The organism is Caldanaerobius fijiensis DSM 17918 (genome assembly GCF_900129075.1).
Classification (GTDB): domain Bacteria; phylum Bacillota; class Thermoanaerobacteria; order Thermoanaerobacterales; family Caldanaerobiaceae; genus Caldanaerobius; species Caldanaerobius fijiensis.
In genome coordinates this window covers 1-16,432 of sequence record NZ_FQVH01000046.1, presented here as the reverse complement: position 1 = coordinate 16,432, position 16,432 = coordinate 1, and the positions used below count along the sequence as shown (strand labels likewise).

Genomic DNA, 16,432 nt, shown 5'->3' with positions numbered 1-16,432 from the left:
TTAAAGAAACAATATTTAAATATCAAAGATCTTTATTAATCTTGTTAAAGGTCGACCTTTTTGGTTGATTACAAATCATATTATACGAGGGGGTATTAAAAAGCTTATTGTGCCTGCTGACAATATGGCTGAGGCCTCAGTGGTCGATAATATAAAAATATATGGGGTCAAAGATCTAAAACAACTTGTGCAGTTTTTAAATGGCAATATTATGTTACCTGAAGCTAAAAAAGGAATTGCTTATAAAGTTCAAGAATACGATATTGATTTTTCCGATGTAAAAGGTCAGGAAGATGCCAAAAGGGCCATGGAGATAGCAGCGGCTGGTGGACACAATTTACTACTTATAGGCCCTCCAGGGACAGGTAAGACCATGCTGGCAAAGAGACTTCCTACTATATTGCCCGATCTCACCTTCGAAGAATCGTTGGAAATAACAAAGATATATAGCGTAGCAGGTTTATTAGGTGAGGAGCCGCTTATAACGAAGAGGCCCTTTAGATCGCCTCATCATACGATATCTACTGCTTCACTGGTGGGAGGTGGCAACATGCCGCAACCAGGGGAAATAAGTCTTGCCCATTATGGTGTACTTTATCTCGATGAGCTTCCTGAATTCAGGAGGGATTGTCTTGAAGCATTGAGGCAGCCTCTGGAGGATAAAAAAGTTGTAATATCAAGGGTCAACGGCAAATATAGCTTTCCTGCTGATATCTCATTGATTGCTTCTATGAACCCATGTCCGTGCGGTAGCAAATCGCAGAATTTTTAGTACCGCTGATATCTTGACTGTCTTTGTATATCGGTAGCAGATATAGTTTTATATCAACCTCGTTGTTTGTATATATTACCTCTTTAACTAGACTCTGAATTAAAGATTTCTTTTCTTCAAATGATAAATCATCATACAGTTCTGCGAAGTCTCTCAATCGGGAATAAATGAAGTCTGCTTCGATATTTTCCGACTCAATTCTGTTTAATTCAATATCGATGTTGTTGTAATTCTGTATGAGTTCACTTTTTTCCTTTTCGTAAGATTCATATTTTTGTTTAATTAATTCTGCAGGAAGTGCACCGGTGGAAGCAAGATTGATGAGATTATCTATTTGTTTTTCAATTCCATTTATTTGTTCCTCTATACGCTTCTTCTCTTTAAGCAGTGTTGGTTTCTTGCTGTCATTGCTTTTGATCAACTCTTTTATTCGTTCGTAAATATATTCTCTATCCAGAGATAACTTTTTGAGTTCTTCTATAACGGCATCTTCAATTACATCTGCTCTTATGTTCTTATTTCCGCAATCGATTCCTTGCTTTTCTTTAGTGGAGCATCTGAAATATGCATAAGTGTAATCATCGTCATTTTTATGACGTTTGGAATACGACAAAACCATTGTTCTTTTGCATATTCCACATTTGACTAACCCGGACAGTACCGATTTTATGCCCTGGCCCGTTCTGGGAGCTTTCAAAGAATTTTCTTTGAGTTTGTTCTGTACACCAATGTATATTTTCGACGGTATAAAACCCTCATGCTCGCCAACAGCAAGTATCCATTCGCTTTTATCTCTTTCCCTTGTGGTTTTTTTATAGGGACGTCTTCTATTGTAAAGTATGAGGCCGTGCTTTCCATCAAATTCTTCTTTTCTGCTTACAATTGTTACTCCTTCTTTTAGAAAATATTCGTATGCCTCTTCGTCAGCTATACAGTAAATAGGATTTTGCAAAATTCTAGCCATTTGATTATCGTTCCATCTACCTCCTCTCTTTGTTAATATTCCCATTTTATTTGCTCTGACGACATTGCGACGTATGCTACTATTAGGATCATAATAATACCATAAATAGAATTGCATTATAATTTCGGATTCATGCGGGTTAATAACCAATTTTGATGCTTTCTTTTTCTTGCCATCAACGAAAAATTCTTTTTTCTCTACATCAAAACCCATAGGAACGGGGCCACCGTTCCATTTCCCGAGTTTTGCCCTGTCTATCATATTGTCTCTGACACGTTCCGCGATGGTTTCCCTTTCAAGTTGTGCAAAAACGGCTATAATCATCATCATCGCACGCCCAACAGGTGTAGATGTGTCAAAATTTTCAGTTATTGATATGTAACCTATTCCAAGTTGGTTAAGCTTTTCTATAAAATCAGAGAAGTCAAGAACACTTCTGCTTATGCGGTCTAATTTGTATGATATTATGTACTGGAATTTTCCTTTTTCGGCATCTGCCATCATTCTCTCAAAATCAGGCCTGTCCGTATTTTTTCCGGAATAGCCTTCATCCTTATCGTAAACTATATAATTCCATCCTCGTGCTTCGCAGTAAGCTATTCCGCGACGCACTTGATTTTCTATAGATTCGCCTTTCTCTGTCAATACACTTTTTCTGGCATATATGGCCGCGGTTACTGTTTGGGGTGTAATAGACGACTCTGACATTCAGAATCCCTCCACGAATTTATTTGTTCTTTTAAGAAGTTACTGAATTTCAATTCAACAAGCGGCCTGGGAACACAAAGTACAGAGGAAACGTAATCGAAAGTACAACCATCCAGTTCGTTTGCAAGCGATAATATATCTTCATCTTTGATAAGAAGTTCAGCAGCGAAAATATTGGCTTCCAATTCATATTTATCGACGGCGAAAAACGTAAAATCCCTTATGTAGTAAAAGTTTGCTTTGCCGTGACAAAGCCCATGTCCTAATTCATGAGCGACGGCAACCTTTTTCTCCGATGGGTCAAGATCGCGGCTAACGAAAATAAAGTAGTTTTCGCGATCACGTACAAACATGCCTTTAGTTTCTCTGTTTTTGAAATTAAAATTATAAACATAAAAGTTTAGATAAGAAGCAATTTCATATGGATCGTTAGTGTTATACTTTTTGATGAGCTTCGTTACCAATGATTTAATATCCAAGGATATACCTCCTTGTCTATTTTCTCTTTCGTTTGCTTAAGATGATACGCGCAATTCTAATTAAATCATCTTTATCTTCGTCTGTCAAAGGTTCTCCATCGAAAAGAACGCCGTCCCTTTGCAATAGGAATGAAATATCTATAGGCTTGTTGTCATCATCGTATTGCGGTTCGTCTTGAGGTAGGTAGCCCGCCATCTTCAGAAGTTCCTCAACATTTACTTTATATACAGGTGCCAATTTTCTCAAAGTATCAGCAGAAGGTTTTCTTACTCCATTTTCAATTTGTGAAATGTAGCTATCTGACACTCCAGAAAGTTCTTGTACTTTTCTTGTCGTTAATTTTAAATTTTTTCTTAAACCTTTTAGGTACTTACCTAAGTTTTCCATTGTTATCCCCTCCAATAAAATCCAAATGGGAAATACTGTATGCTTACTATATTGAATTATATCATTTTTGTTTGCAAAAGTAAACAAAAGTAAGCAAAAAAATAGCATTGTTTGCTTGCAATTGCAATCAAACAATGCTATAATAGCAATAGCAGATGACATTAAGGGGGTATACAGAGTGCTGGAAGTCAGAGTGAAAGATACCCAGAAGCTCACTGAAGTAATAATCAAATCGGGTTATACGAAAAGATCGCTCGCGAGAGCAATAAACGTTTCTAATAGTTTTATCAGTCAAATTACTACTGGTCGTAAAAACCCTTCGCCTAAGGTAGCAAAAAAGCTTTGCGATGAATTACATATCAATTTTGATGATTACTTTGTTATCGACAATAGAGGTGCTGAAAATGACAAAACTGAACGTACGTGTGTCATATGTTGACCACTGTCAGGAAGAAGCAGAGCGAAAGGAAAGAGAATTTCTTACGACATTTTATAATGCGATCTCTAAAAGATTGCAGACAAGTGAGGAAAAACACCATGATAACTGTGTCAGACATACTCTCTAAATATAATCTTACCGAAACTCAGCTTGCCAACATGCTTGGTATGTCGCTAAAGCAAATACATCGCCTTAAGACCGGAAAATCTAAACCGGGCCGTAAAGCAATAAAGAGAATCTCAGAAGTTTTCCCGGAAATAGACGTGAGGGAGCTTATATAGCTTATATAGGGCGAAGTGCGCCCAAAAGTATGGCAGTAAAAATATAAGTAAGGGGGATGCAAAGTTTGTGTGATAAAAACAAGGTATACCAACTATATTTCATTGAAAAGCTTAAAGTTGTTGATATCGCAAAAATAGAAGGTGTATCTCAACCGGCCATAACGCAAATTTTACAGCAATTTCCCGAATATAAACAAGAAAAAGAACGTCGTAAGAAAGAAAATAAGATAAAAAATCGTAATTGGACGAACGAATATAAAAAACAACAGCGTCAGCTTAAGAAGCTTCAAAAGGAAGCCGAACGACAGGAAGACGAAGCAATCATGTGGGCCTTGCAGGAACTCCAAAAGCAAAATGCTGTAGCAATGAGTAAGCGAAGGAAACTTCAGGGAAACATTCTGTGGGAAGCATATCTAAGCGGATACCGGTACGATCCCGAATACGTGAACCGTGCAGGACGTAAGGACCCCTCATATGTGTGGAGGGAAGACGTACCGTTCTTCGACGAAGGAGATAAAAGCGCCAAAAGATATAAGCGAATTCCTGTACATACTTCGAGTGCAGCCGCAGTAATTTATGAGGAAAGGAATCGGGTAGAAAGCGAAAAATGGGAGAGTACAACAGAAAAAGAAGCCCTAATGTAGGGTTTATTTTTTTGCTAAAAGGAGCTGATGATAAATGCTCGGACGCACGCACTTAGCAATAGGTCTTGCAGCAACGGCAACAGCCGTGACAAACATACATGCATTGCCGGTTTCACTTGCGGTTGCGGGAGTGGCAAGCCTGATACCCGATCTCGACGAACGTCACAGCCTCATACGGAGAAAAATAGACACCGCGGGTATACCAACGGGCCTGATACTGCTTCTTGCGACAGATGCAGGAATGTACATGTATGTATACATACGCCTACTTTCTGCGTTACTCTTTGCGGGCTTTTTCGTTTTTGCTTACCTAAGCCCGCACAGATCGTTCACCCACAGTTTTCTCGGGCTTTTAGTGTTCCTTTCGGCAATATATACGTCGTTTCCACAGTACATCGTTCCGGCTTCAATTGGATACGCAGCGCACCTGCTTGCCGACGTGTGCACAAACTCCGGTATCGAGCTTTTATGGCCGTGGCGAAAAAGGTTCGGGCTGCATTTGGGACAAACGGGCGGAGTTCTGGATGTCCTTGCAGGAAGTGCCGCTGTGGTTCTGCTGGTTTTGGAAATAGTCAAAAAAATGATTTGAAAGAGCGAAAGAAAGATGATTTTCTTTCGCTCTTTTTTGTATCGGTACCAATGAAGAATTCCTCCTTAGCAATACCGCCGGACATCCGGCGGTGTTTTTTTGCAAAGCCGTGCTCTTCCCCCTGGCACGGCTGAAAAAAATGAGCAATGCGGTCCGTCCCCCTTCCGTATTGCTCATTTTTTTTGTGCCCTTCTCTATGCTTCAAAAGCTAAAGAAAGGAGGTGGATATCTGAAACAATTGACGGCCCCAAAGTGTGAAGGACTGCAATATATTTTCGCAGTCCTTTTTGTATATTAACGCCCGAAAAAAAAAGGAGTGATGGCATGTCAATATCGGATATTGTGGAGGTTATAACTGCTGTAGTTATCACGATAGTCTTGGTGCTACTATTGATAGTGCTTTTCACGTGCATCAATAGTCTCAATCCATCCGTTCAGGTCCACACAATCAGCATCACGGCACCGATCAAATCTCTTGATTTGAAGGAAGCAACCGCATCAACAGGCAATATGGCAAATGTGTTCTTCATCGGATATGGAGAATACAATAGCAGCGATGAAGAATACTTCGTTTTCTATGAACAAGTCGGAAAGAATTCATATAAATTAGAAAAAGTTCCGACCGAAGAAACTATAATAACCGAAACAAATGAACAGCCTAAAGTGCAATACGTATGCAAGTACGCTGTATACGATAAGAATTCAGCACCTACGGGAGTAGAGATAAGCTACAAAAATCTGGACGATATGGACAGTTTCTTGCAAAAAGCAATCAGAAGCAGAATAGACCCGTCCAGACATAAGGATATATACCTGATCGGTTCGCCGGAAGTCACACTGTACATACCCAAAGGTACGATAAAAGTCAAATATAACATCAATTTTTAAAGGACTGCAATACATTTTCGCAGTCCTTTTTTCATGCCGTGCCGCCGTCCCCCTCGGCACGGCTATACATACAAAAGAGGTGGTGTGATGAGTGAAAAAATATTGATATCCTTAACATCAGAAGAGCAAAGGACACTCTTAAAAGCAGCAAAGCAGATGGAAGGTACATACGGACGTGCAGCAGCATACTGGAAAAAATACGAACCACACATGAAAGCATGGGCTAACATTGTGCAGAAACTGGAAAACAAGACGCCAAAAGAAATGGTAAAAAAAGAAGGCCTCCCAAATGCTGCACAGCAAGTGACTGAAAAAATCGAAATAACCAGCATTTGGGTGAAAAAGGTGGAACAGGAAAATGTGAGGGCAATTATATCGATTGTCCTCAACAATGCCTTTGTAATAGGGGGAATCAAAATCCTTGAAAACAAAACCGGAAAGCTTTTTGTGGTTTTTCCGTCAAGAAAAACATATGCAGAGCAGTTCATCGAGTTTGCATATCCGGTTGGCCGGGAACTCCGTCAGAAGATATGTGATACGATATTGGATGAATACAAGAGGCAGTCTGAAAGATGACTGCCCACAGGGACAGCAAAAAAGCTGTCCTTTTTTATTGTGGGGACAACCCACAAGCTCCTCCTCTGTAAAACTAAATGGGGACACATCACAAAAAAGAGCGGCTTTCAAAACCGCTCTTTTTTGTTTTTTACTGAGTTTTAATTTTCTCATATTTCTCCTCCAAAAATTTTTTACTTGCACACAAAGAAGGGCGGTTACCACAACCGCCCTTCTTTGTTTTTAATAGAAAGCTTGTGCAAGTAAAAAAAAACAGTCCCATAAGGAGGAGAGATGTATGAGAAGATTAAAACGCGTTGTGATAAAAGAGGAGCTGGTTGCTCTTACAGGAGATTTTACAGAAGCGGTAATTTTAAATCAATTCATATATTGGTCGGAAAGAATTGCCGATTTCGATAAATTCATTCTGGAAGAAAAAGAAAGGGCAAAAATAAACGAAGAAGATATTAATATTCAACCAAGAAACGGCTGGATATACAAAAAAATCAGTGAGTTAAAAGATGAAATAATGTCACCGGAATCCGAAAAAACCATACGCAGAAAGGTACAGAACCTAGTTGAAAAAGGTTACCTAGATGAAAGAACAAACCCGCTGTACAAATGGGACAAAACTCTGCAATACAGAGTTAATATGGTTAAAATAGCAAAAGATTTATATAAGATTGGATATTTCCTGCAGGATTACAAATATGATATCTCAGAACTAATAGATAAACAAAACGACATGACGGATAAACAAAACAACATTTCAAGTGGACAAAGTTCACCTAATGAACAAAATGTCCCACCGAATGGACAAAATGACGATTCGAATGGACAAAACTTGTCAAATGAAGAAAATGTCGCTTCGAAGAGTCAAAATGACGATTCGGTTGGACATGTCGCCTCGGAGAGTCAAAATGACGCTGCAATACCAGAGATTACTACAGAGATTACTCTCCCTAGTAACAGTATATCTTTAAAAGATGCTAATAACACTCCTAAGAATAAAAATAAACATATATCCCCACCCACCCACCCCTTATATATATATAATAACGCGTGCGCGCGCGTACGCACAGAAAGCAACATAGATGAGAATACCGCTCTCTCCAGCGATACTCAAAATATACCGATCACTGGAGGTGAATCCGCTGTATCGAACGATGCGGAAAATATCTCCAATGCAAGCATCCCCCACCTTCAGTCACCCTTTCTCTCTAAGCCTCTCTCCCAAGATACTGAGCTTCATACGCGCGATTGCACCTCATTCCGCGAAAGTAACGCGCGTACCGCTTCCTCACCCGCGCATGTCCTCGGTGAAAATGATTCTCAATTGATTGACAGCATCGGCACAGAGCCAGATCCCAAGCAGGGAGAAGGCCCCGTGTGGTATAATTCCAGCGCGGAGGCGAGCGGGCCGGTTAAGGTGCAGATGCCACCGATTTTGGGGGCCATTTTAGGCAACACAGCCTTGGCAGCGGATGATGCAGCTGATGTGCAAGTTCTGCAGGAAGCGTCTGAAGATGGTGAGAAGGATGGCAAACAACCTTCTAAAAAGCGCAATTCTGAAAAACGGCAGCTTGCAGATGCGCAGGAACGGATATTCGAAGCATGGAACGCTGAAAAAATCATTGTGCATAAGGTTCTGAACGAGCGCATGAAGCGTGCAGCGTCCTCCGCATTAAAGGTTTACACAGAGCAGGAAATAATCACAGCCATCCGGAATTACGCAAAAATTCTGCACAGCAACGACTATTTTTTGACATACAAGTGGACATTGGATGAGTTCCTGAAGCGTTCGATAGAAAAGTTCTTAAACTGGGAGATATGTTCGGCGAACTACATCGACCGGCGAAAACAGTACGAGAGAAAGCGGGACAGTGTGAAAGGTGGAGCTTCACCGAACGCCGATGCCGGCGGAAGGACGGACTCAAGACAGGAGGAGCAGTTTGTGGAGTGGATTCCGGCGGCGTGGCTGGAGGTCGAAGAGAAAATAAAGCAGGAGAAGGAGGCGCGTAGGAATGCAGGGCTGGCTTAAAAGCGACAAAACCGAAAAGTGCCCGTACTGCGGGAAGGAACTGCACTACCTGTACATGACGGTGATGGGCAGGAACATTGCGGAGCATCTTGAACAGTGCGACTGCCTGGGTGCGGTGCGGGAAAGAAAAAAGAACCTGAACGCAAGGCGTGAAGAAGAACGCCGGGAAGCTGAAATGAGGCTCAAAGCAAAAATTGACGAGCTGTACAGGAGGTCGAAGATCGGGCGCAGGTTCATCGAAAAGAGCTTTGACAACTTTCAGGCCACACCGGACAATGCTGCTGCGCTGCAGGCAGCGAGGGACTATGCAGAGCGCTTCGAACTGTATGCAGAAAAGGGGTTGGGCCTCATGTTCCACTTCGAAGGTTACGGAACGGGGAAAACGCATCTTGCCTGTGCCATCGCAAACCACCTGATACGGGAGAAGCAGGTGGGCGTCATATTCGGCAACACCGCATCGCTGTTTTCGGACCTGCGCGAGCTGGACGACATTGCACCCATGCTCGAGGAGCTGAAGCGGGTTGATCTGCTGATCATCGACGACCTCGGCAAGGAGCGGCCGACGGAGTGGGTCGCAGAGAAGACGTACGAGATAATCAACAGCAGATACGAGAACCTGAAGCCGATCATTGTGACGACCAACATGACAACGGCAGAGATTGCGAACCATCTCGGGAAGGTCGGTGGCGCAACGGTCTCAAGGATCTCAGAGATGTGCAGGGCCGTGATGGTGGGCGGGCCGGACATGAGGCAGAAAAACGGGTGGGGGTGCAGAAAATGAGCGACATGGAGCGTGAAGTGCTGGGTGCGATACTCTTCCAGCCCGAGGAAAACGAGGCGTATCTGGAGACTCTGACAGCCGACGATTTCTTCGACCCGCGCAACAGAGCGGTCTTCAGCGCGGTGAAGAAAATCAAGGCGAAAGGGCTGGTTCCCGACCTTCCGACCGTGACGGAGTTTTTGCCGGACTACAGGACGTACCTCACAGGCCTTGTGGTGAAGTCGGTGGTTGTGAACATGGACATGCATGTCCAAATGCTGAAGGACCGTGCAGCGAAAAGGAAGCTGGCGCAGGAAATGAAGCGGTTTATGGACGAGCTGCAGGACCCGCTGAAAAGCGCGGACGAAATAGCAGCTTCGGCGGTTGAAAAGTTCACATCACTCTTCACCGCAAGCAGGGAGAGGACAATAACGGAGCAGGCAATAAGCGAGGTGGATTTGCTGACTGCCCGCGCGAAGCGGGGTGAAAGCCAGATCAAAACCTCGCTTCAGGCGATAAACGACATATCGGATATGCTGGAACAGCCGGATTACACGATCATAGCTGCAAGGCCCGCAGCCGGGAAAACAGCGCTCATGCTTCAGATAGCGGTGGATATGGCACTGCAGAGGAAAAAGGCTTTGATATTTTCACTCGAGATGACGCCGGAACAGCTTATAGAGCGCATGATTGCACGGTTCACCGGCATACCCAACCGCAAGCTCAGGAAGGGCAAGATTTACGATGACGACTGGGAGAAGATAGCCAAGGCTGTAGATTTAATAAGCTCTCTGCCGATTAAAATCGATGAGGAAGCGCGGACGGCGGAAGAAATTTACGCAAAAGCGCTGAAGGTCGCAAAGCAGGAAGGGGTGGATGTGGTGTTCGTGGACTATGTGCAGTTCATCAGCACAAAAGAGAAGTTCGTGAGAAAGAACGACGAAATTGCGAAAGTTTCAAAGACTCTTGCGGACATAAAGGCGAAGCTTCATGTTCCCGTTATCGCCCTTGCGCAGCTGAACAGGGCGGCCGAAGCGCAGGATGAGCCGTCGCTGGCAAACCTGAAGGAGTCAGGGCAGCTGGAACAGGATGCGGACAATGTTTTGATTCTGTGGGATGACGACGAGTACGTCAGCGACGGTGCCATGCAGTACGTGGAACTGTATATCCGCAAGTACAGAAACGGAGAAACGGGAAAGAAAAAATTGGCTTTCAATAAGGATAAGCAGGAATTCTGGGATGTGGTGGAAAAATGAGCCTTTAAACTTTTGAAAAGAGGTGTCGAACCGGCGTAACCCGAGCATTCATCATCCGTTGAAACCGAACACGCAGTGCCGGTGGAAGGTGCGCATTCCGCACCGGTTGAGCCCATCGGATGAGCGCATGCGTTTGTTAAATGATATGGCATGCATGAATGGAGGATAACATGAAGAGCTACTGTTACTTTTGCGATAAGGACGTTGAGTATATCGTCAAAGAAGAAGAAGTCCATGAGAAATTGAAAGGGGTTGAAATCAGCTATATCGCAAAGATTCCCTACTGCAGTGAGTGCAGAAGGGAGATATACGTAGCGGAGTTGGACGACGATAATATCAGAAAAGCCCATGAGAAATATAGAAAAAAACTGAATGAGGAAGTAAACCACATTATTGGATTCTCTTGAAGGAGGATAAAAAAATGCTCATTGAGAAGTTGTGGAAGCTGTTGATGACGTACAAAGAAGAGAAAAAGCAGCAGGCTTTTCTGCGGGAAATACAGCTGATTGGTTCAATATGTTTGGACAGAATCAACTCTGCAATACAAGAGGACAAACTGATAAAAATTTCTGAAGAAAGAAAAAAAGAGATAATACAGGAGTGTCAACATCTCAAGGAAGCTTTTTTGCAGCTTCCTCTAAGCGAAAATGAGAGAAGGAAAGCGGAAGAGAACGAATTGGCAAACCTTCAGGATTGTCAACGGATGGCGCTTCTCTATAAAGAATACGGATGCAAAAGGGAAAAATTCTGGATTGCTCCGTTGGCTCCGCTGACTTTCAATATCAACCTGATTGAATTTTTGACTGTCGGTACGGCCTGTTTTTTGGTTGCCGTATTCTTCATTCGCGGCTAGTTTTCAGCAAAAAAATCCGCAACCTGGTAAAATATACGCGAAAGGATGGTTTGATGACATTTGAGGAAGTTTTGAAGCAGGCTTTGAAGAAGTACGAAAAGCAGAAGGGCAAGGAGCAGGTCCAAGAAGAGCTTGAGCAGTACCTTCAGTACGCGGAAGCGGAAAAGAGAAGGTACGGAATTAAATTTGAGGAAGGTGTGTAAAGTGGATGAGCTAGTCTGCATCGAAAATTGCGTCGTCAGCAGGATAATATTTGCAAGCGAGCGGAAGGATTTCGTTGTTGTACGGGCAGAGGCCGGGACTGAGGCCTTCACGGCGATACTGGACAGGCCCTGCATGGAAGGAGAAAGACTGAGGCTTTTCGGAAGGTGGGTCATACATAAAAAGTACGGCAGGCAGTTCAAGGCCGACCTTGCGGAAAGGCCGAAAGACTTATCGCTTGACGAGATAGAAATCTTCCTGCAGAACATCAAGCACATAGGACCGGTGCGGGCAAGAAGGATAGTCAAAATGTTCGGAACCGACACGGTGAATGTTATAGAGAACAATCCGGACAAACTGCGCCTTGCAGGAATACCGGAGCAGGCAATAGAGGCAGTCAAACAGGAAGTCACGAACAACAAAATTTTCAGAGACGTCAAAATGAGGCTTTTGCCGCTTGGGCTTTCGCTGACGACAATCAAGAAGGCGTTTGACACGTACGGTGTGAAATGCATGGAAGTCATAACAACAAACCCCTACAGGCTTGCGGACGACATCAGGGGAATCGGCTTTCTGAAAGCCGATGAGATTGCAGAGGCAGTCGGCATACCGTTCGACAGCGATTTTCGCATACAGGCCGGTATCAAGTATGTGCTTTCTCAAGAAGAGCAGAACGGCCATGTGTACTATCCGTACGGCAGCCTTTTGAAGGAGACAATGGAAGTCCTGTCGAAGGACGGCAGGCAGCTTGAACTTGAAAAGATAATACAGAACATTCCGAACACAAACGGAGTGATCATTGAAGACGACAGGGTGTACAGCAAGAGGCTATACGAGCAGGAAAAGTACATAGCGTGCAAACTCATAGAGCTTGCAAATAAACAGCTTCGTCCGGTTAAGGACGTGGATAAAATTTTGCAGAAGCTGCAGAAGGAAAACGGGATAATATACGCGGAAAAGCAGGTGCAGGCGGTCAGGAAATCTCTGTCGAACAACGTCAGCGTGATAACCGGCGGGCCGGGCACGGGCAAGACGACTGTCATCAAGGCGATAATAAGCGTGCTGAAGGAGAACGAAATGACGTTTGCGCTTGCAGCTCCGACCGGCAAGGCGGCAAAGAGGATGTCGGAAGCAACCGGAGAGGAAGCAATGACGGTGCACAGGCTGCTCGAAGCCACGTTCGACAAAGAAACGAAAACATCGTACTTTGCAAGAAACGAGGAGAACCCCATAGACGCCGACGCTGTCATAATCGATGAATCCTCCATGCTTGATAATTCGCTGACGTACCACCTGCTCAAGGCAATAAAAAACAGGGTTATATTCGTGGGTGATGTGGACCAGCTGCCATCCGTGGGTGCGGGCAACATACTCAAGGACATGATTTTATCGGGAATGATACCGGTAACGAAGCTTGAAGTCGTGTTCAGGCAGAAAGATACATCAAGCATAATAACCAACGCGCACCTCATCAACAGCGGCAGAATGCCCGTGTTCAACTCAGACGATTTCAAGTTCACGGAAGCAGAGACGGCGGATGAGATCATAAACGAGTACCTGAATCTGCTCAAAAGCGGTTTGAGCATATTCGACGTCCAGATACTCTCTCCCATGTACAACGGCCCTCTGGGCGTGAAGGAACTCAACAGAAGGGTGCAGGAGCTTGTCAACCCGCCGAAACCGGGCAAGAAGGAGCTTGCACTCGGCAGCACTGTGTTCCGGGTCGGCGACAAGGTCATGCAGACCGCGAACAACTATGAGCTGGACATCTTCAACGGTGATACGGGCATCATCAGGGACATAACAGAAGAGGATGAAACAATCAGCGTCATAGTGCAGTTTGACGACAGGCTCGTGAAGATATCCGGAGAGGATATCCAGGACTTGATACTGGCATATGCGATAACCGTACATAAATCACAGGGCAGCGAATACCACACGGTGCTTATGGCGCTTTCAACGGGACACTACATCATGCTCAAGCGAAACCTGATTTACACGGGCGTGACGAGGGCAAAAAAGAACGTGCACATATTCGGCAGCAAGAAGGCTATAGGGATTGCCGTGAGAACGGTGGATGCGTCGAAAAGATACACATGGCTTAAGGAGAGACTGCAGGAACGGGTCTTTGCAGAGATGATGTACCAGAGAAGCGTCGGCGGGCAGACATAAGTCCGTTAAGTCCGGAAAAATCGAGTTATGGACATGCATGTCCATAAAAAAGAAGGGGAGATAAGTGATGGAACAAGCAGCATTGTGTGAATTTGACAGATATGCAGCTATAGTCCAGATCATCAGGGAGGCGGAAAGGTGCGGGTACAGACTTCAGCGGGCCGATTTGGTCAATCTCATATATCTGCTTCAGGAAGTGTACGGAGTACCGCTGGGGTACGATTTTTCTTTCTGTGCGGGGAATATTTTCTAAGGTTTATGGAGGAATAGTTAAGTTCATGTCGAATAATAAAAATAGGAGGATAAATATGACAGAAGTAGAGATAAAAGAAAGCAATAAAAATGATTTGGGTGAAAAAATTAAGTTAGAAATTATACAAGCTTTAATAAATGCTGGTTTTTTAATAGATATATCTAGAGCTTCTGCGGAGAGCAGTAATGCGTATAAAAAAGAATATTATAGAAGACTTCAAAGTTCGGCAAGGTTGGAAAAGATAAGAAACAATGCAGAAAATCTCTTGAAATATTTTAATAAAGCTATACCTTATATAAGAGATGCAAAAGATATTGATCCCCAGAAAATAGATATAGAATTTGTAGAAGTTAAAGGATCTACAAATGAAGAAAAAATATTTCGCTTCTGGAACTATATTTGGTGGAGTATTCCGTATGAGAGAGCATATGGGAGGCAAATGAGATTTTTGCTCTATGATAAGTATCATAATTCTTTTGCTGGCTTGATATATCTTCAAAGCCCAATCCTCAAAATGTCAGCAAGAGATGAGTATCTTGAAATACCGAAAGATGAACTTGATTTATGGATAAATATGTCAATGCAAGCGCAACGTTTAGGTGCACTTCCACCATATAACGAATTTATTGGTGGAAAACTTGCTGCGCTTGTTGCGACAAGTAATGAGGTAAGAGAATTGTATAAATTAAAATATAGCAAAGTAGTTACGGAAATAAAAAAGAGAAAAATAGGTAGTCAACTTTTATTTTTAACGACAACCTCGGCTTTTGGGAAAAGCAGTATATACAATAGACTAAAATACAGAAATGAACCTGCTGCGATATCTGTCGGTTATACAAAAGGATATGGAACTTTTCAGTTTCCTGATGAACTTTATGAAAAGATTCTTTTATTTTTGAAAGGCAATGGAATAGATATATCACGGGGATATGGATATGGTCCATCTAGGAAATTAAGATTAATCAGCAAAGCATTAAACATGTTGGGCTTATCGGACGTGATTAATCATGGTATTAAAAGAGAGGTTTTTTTATTTCCGCTTGTATCCAATTTGAAGGAAGTAATAAAATATGGTGATGTTCCACGGTTTTACAATAGACATCTCAATGATATCGTAGAATTTTGGAAAGAAAGATGGGCTGTTCCAAGGGCTTTGAGGAAACCAGCGATATTTTCTTCTAAGAAGTTTATAGAAGAAACGAGGGAATTCTTAAAATGTATGAATGTGAAGGGGTAATCATATGGAGGAAAAAGTAATATTACCAGAAACATTAATAGCTAAAACAATACAAAATGCTAATAGTTTAGCAGATTATTTAAAAGAAAACTTTAATAAACTGTTACAGAAAAAGGGAGAAATACGACATGAGTTAGAACGGCGTGGAAAAATAATAAATTGTATAGGCACTGGAAATATTAAGAATGCATATGTTATCGATGGTGCTCATATTGCAGAAGTGGATAAAGCAAGTTCTTATTCAATATCGTGTGCAGTTGCGATTAACCAAGAATTAGACAAAAGTCGTTATACTAGTTGTTCTGCTATTTTGCCTCATGTTATATCATTACCCTCAATATCTTCTGGGCTTATGACAATGCAGGAGATAATGTTGGCTGTAGATATACTTGATGGAGACGATAGTTCATACTGCTTTATTGATGGAAGTAAAATAAGTATGTTTATAACTATAAATCAGTTCTATAGTGGTTTAGCACAACATCTTCCAAAAGCATTGGACACATGGAGAAAGGATGTTTTTCACGAACCAGGGAAAACAATAACAAAATTTGAAAGCAAAGATTATCTAACAAAGTATTTGCTTTCACCTCGCATAATAGGTAACCTCAAACTTGTAACTACAACGCAACTTATAGAAGAAGAATTTCCTGAAATGTCTTGTAATTTTGATGATAAAACGTTAGCTTCGTTGGTATTAAATGGAGGTGAAATGTTAGCTCCAATTAAATATATTAATCCTGCGAAAGATAAAGAATATCATATGAATGAACTGAATCCATATGCTAAAGAAGCAACAGACGCAATTAATACTATAACACAAGATACATTTAGGAAGAACCGGTGGGAATCCTCTCCAATTCATTGGAGAGATGAAAGCCGGAATTCAGCGGGCAAAGGGAATATGTGCTAAAATATAAGCAGGAAGGAGGTGATCATGTGAGCGAACATA

General features: G+C 42.5%; 20 protein-coding genes. 17 read left to right on the top strand and 3 right to left on the bottom strand.

The genetic code is table 11. The annotated features are described in order from the left end of the window. Positions 1-109 precede the first annotated feature (109 nt). Positions 110-772 (top strand): YifB family Mg chelatase-like AAA ATPase, encoded by a 663-nt coding sequence (locus tag BUB87_RS12780; RefSeq protein ID WP_073346232.1) that lies wholly within the window; start codon positions 110-112, stop codon positions 770-772. Here the strand turns inward: BUB87_RS12780 and BUB87_RS14595 are convergent. The 3 genes from BUB87_RS14595 to BUB87_RS12765 are packed head-to-tail and all read right to left on the bottom strand — an operon-like array spanning position 729 to position 3,311. Continuing rightward, positions 729-2,444, bottom strand: coding sequence for a recombinase family protein (locus BUB87_RS14595; protein WP_073346229.1), 1,716 nt, complete (start codon positions 2,442-2,444; stop codon positions 729-731). The two genes, BUB87_RS12780 and BUB87_RS14595, sit on opposite strands and share 44 nt — an antisense overlap. Continuing rightward, a complete protein-coding gene (locus BUB87_RS12770; protein WP_073346226.1) occupies positions 2,411-2,923 on the bottom strand; it encodes an ImmA/IrrE family metallo-endopeptidase in 513 nt (170 codons plus the stop codon). Before BUB87_RS12770 ends, BUB87_RS14595 begins: the two co-directional genes overlap by 34 nt. Positions 2,924-2,939: 16 nt before the next feature. Further along, positions 2,940-3,311, bottom strand: a complete 372-nt coding sequence (locus BUB87_RS12765; protein WP_073346223.1) for a helix-turn-helix domain-containing protein — start codon at positions 3,309-3,311, stop codon at positions 2,940-2,942. Positions 3,312-3,489: 178 nt separating this feature from the next. Here BUB87_RS12765 and BUB87_RS12760 point away from each other — a divergent pair, with 178 nt between their 5' ends. The 16 genes from BUB87_RS12760 (at position 3,490) to BUB87_RS12690 (ending at position 16,393) form a co-directional block, all read left to right on the top strand. Then, positions 3,490-3,750 (top strand): helix-turn-helix domain-containing protein, encoded by a 261-nt coding sequence (locus tag BUB87_RS12760; RefSeq protein WP_159432424.1) that lies wholly within the window; start codon positions 3,490-3,492, stop codon positions 3,748-3,750. A 98-nt stretch (positions 3,751-3,848) separates the two neighbouring features. Further along, positions 3,849-4,031, top strand: coding sequence for a helix-turn-helix domain-containing protein (locus BUB87_RS14445; RefSeq protein WP_084111321.1), 183 nt, complete (start codon positions 3,849-3,851; stop codon positions 4,029-4,031). A 56-nt stretch (positions 4,032-4,087) separates the two neighbouring features. Then, positions 4,088-4,675, top strand: coding sequence for an OmpH family outer membrane protein (locus tag BUB87_RS12750; RefSeq protein ID WP_143156710.1), 588 nt, complete (start codon positions 4,088-4,090; stop codon positions 4,673-4,675). A gap of 34 nt (positions 4,676-4,709) precedes the next feature. Then, complete coding sequence (locus BUB87_RS12745; RefSeq protein ID WP_073346215.1) at positions 4,710-5,264, top strand: metal-dependent hydrolase; 555 nt, start codon at positions 4,710-4,712, stop codon at positions 5,262-5,264. A gap of 324 nt (positions 5,265-5,588) precedes the next feature. Further along, entirely contained in the window at positions 5,589-6,152 is a 564-nt protein-coding gene (locus BUB87_RS12740; RefSeq protein ID WP_073346213.1) for a hypothetical protein, read from the top strand. Between the two features lie 87 nt (positions 6,153-6,239). After that, positions 6,240-6,728, top strand: coding sequence for a SpoVG family protein (locus BUB87_RS14045; protein ID WP_159432423.1), 489 nt, complete (start codon positions 6,240-6,242; stop codon positions 6,726-6,728). Positions 6,729-7,005: 277 nt separating this feature from the next. Continuing rightward, entirely contained in the window at positions 7,006-8,748 is a 1,743-nt protein-coding gene (locus BUB87_RS12730; protein WP_073346210.1) for a hypothetical protein, read from the top strand. Continuing rightward, positions 8,732-9,529 carry an ATP-binding protein gene (locus BUB87_RS12725; RefSeq protein WP_073346208.1) on the top strand — a complete coding sequence of 266 codons (798 nt, stop codon included), beginning with the start codon at positions 8,732-8,734 and terminating at the stop codon, positions 9,527-9,529. Before BUB87_RS12730 ends, BUB87_RS12725 begins: the two co-directional genes overlap by 17 nt. After that, positions 9,526-10,764 (top strand): replicative DNA helicase, encoded by a 1,239-nt coding sequence (locus tag BUB87_RS12720; RefSeq protein ID WP_073346206.1) that lies wholly within the window; start codon positions 9,526-9,528, stop codon positions 10,762-10,764. The genes BUB87_RS12725 and BUB87_RS12720 overlap by 4 nt, the downstream gene beginning before the upstream one ends. A gap of 170 nt (positions 10,765-10,934) precedes the next feature. Then, positions 10,935-11,171, top strand: a complete 237-nt coding sequence (locus BUB87_RS12715; RefSeq protein ID WP_073346203.1) for a hypothetical protein — start codon at positions 10,935-10,937, stop codon at positions 11,169-11,171. 14 nt (positions 11,172-11,185) lie between these two features. Further along, positions 11,186-11,617: a hypothetical protein gene (locus BUB87_RS12710; protein WP_073346201.1), complete on the top strand. Its 432-nt coding sequence runs from the start codon at positions 11,186-11,188 to the stop codon at positions 11,615-11,617. Positions 11,618-11,670: 53 nt separating this feature from the next. After that, on the top strand, positions 11,671-11,820 hold the full coding sequence (locus BUB87_RS14440; protein WP_159432422.1) for a hypothetical protein: 150 nt from the start codon (positions 11,671-11,673) through the stop codon (positions 11,818-11,820). Between the two features lies 1 nt (position 11,821). Beyond that, positions 11,822-13,990, top strand: a complete 2,169-nt coding sequence (gene recD2 / locus BUB87_RS12705) for an SF1B family DNA helicase RecD2 (protein ID WP_084111318.1) — start codon at positions 11,822-11,824, stop codon at positions 13,988-13,990. Between the two features lie 67 nt (positions 13,991-14,057). Next, complete coding sequence (locus BUB87_RS12700; RefSeq protein WP_073346198.1) at positions 14,058-14,243, top strand: hypothetical protein; 186 nt, start codon at positions 14,058-14,060, stop codon at positions 14,241-14,243. A 55-nt stretch (positions 14,244-14,298) separates the two neighbouring features. Further along, positions 14,299-15,480: a Druantia anti-phage system protein DruA gene (locus BUB87_RS12695; RefSeq protein WP_073346196.1), complete on the top strand. Its 1,182-nt coding sequence runs from the start codon at positions 14,299-14,301 to the stop codon at positions 15,478-15,480. Between the two features lie 4 nt (positions 15,481-15,484). Next, the gene (locus BUB87_RS12690; RefSeq protein ID WP_073346193.1) at positions 15,485-16,393 is read left to right on the top strand and encodes a hypothetical protein; all 909 of its coding nucleotides are present in this window, start codon (positions 15,485-15,487) and stop codon (positions 16,391-16,393) included. The last annotated feature ends 39 nt before the right edge of the window (positions 16,394-16,432 follow it).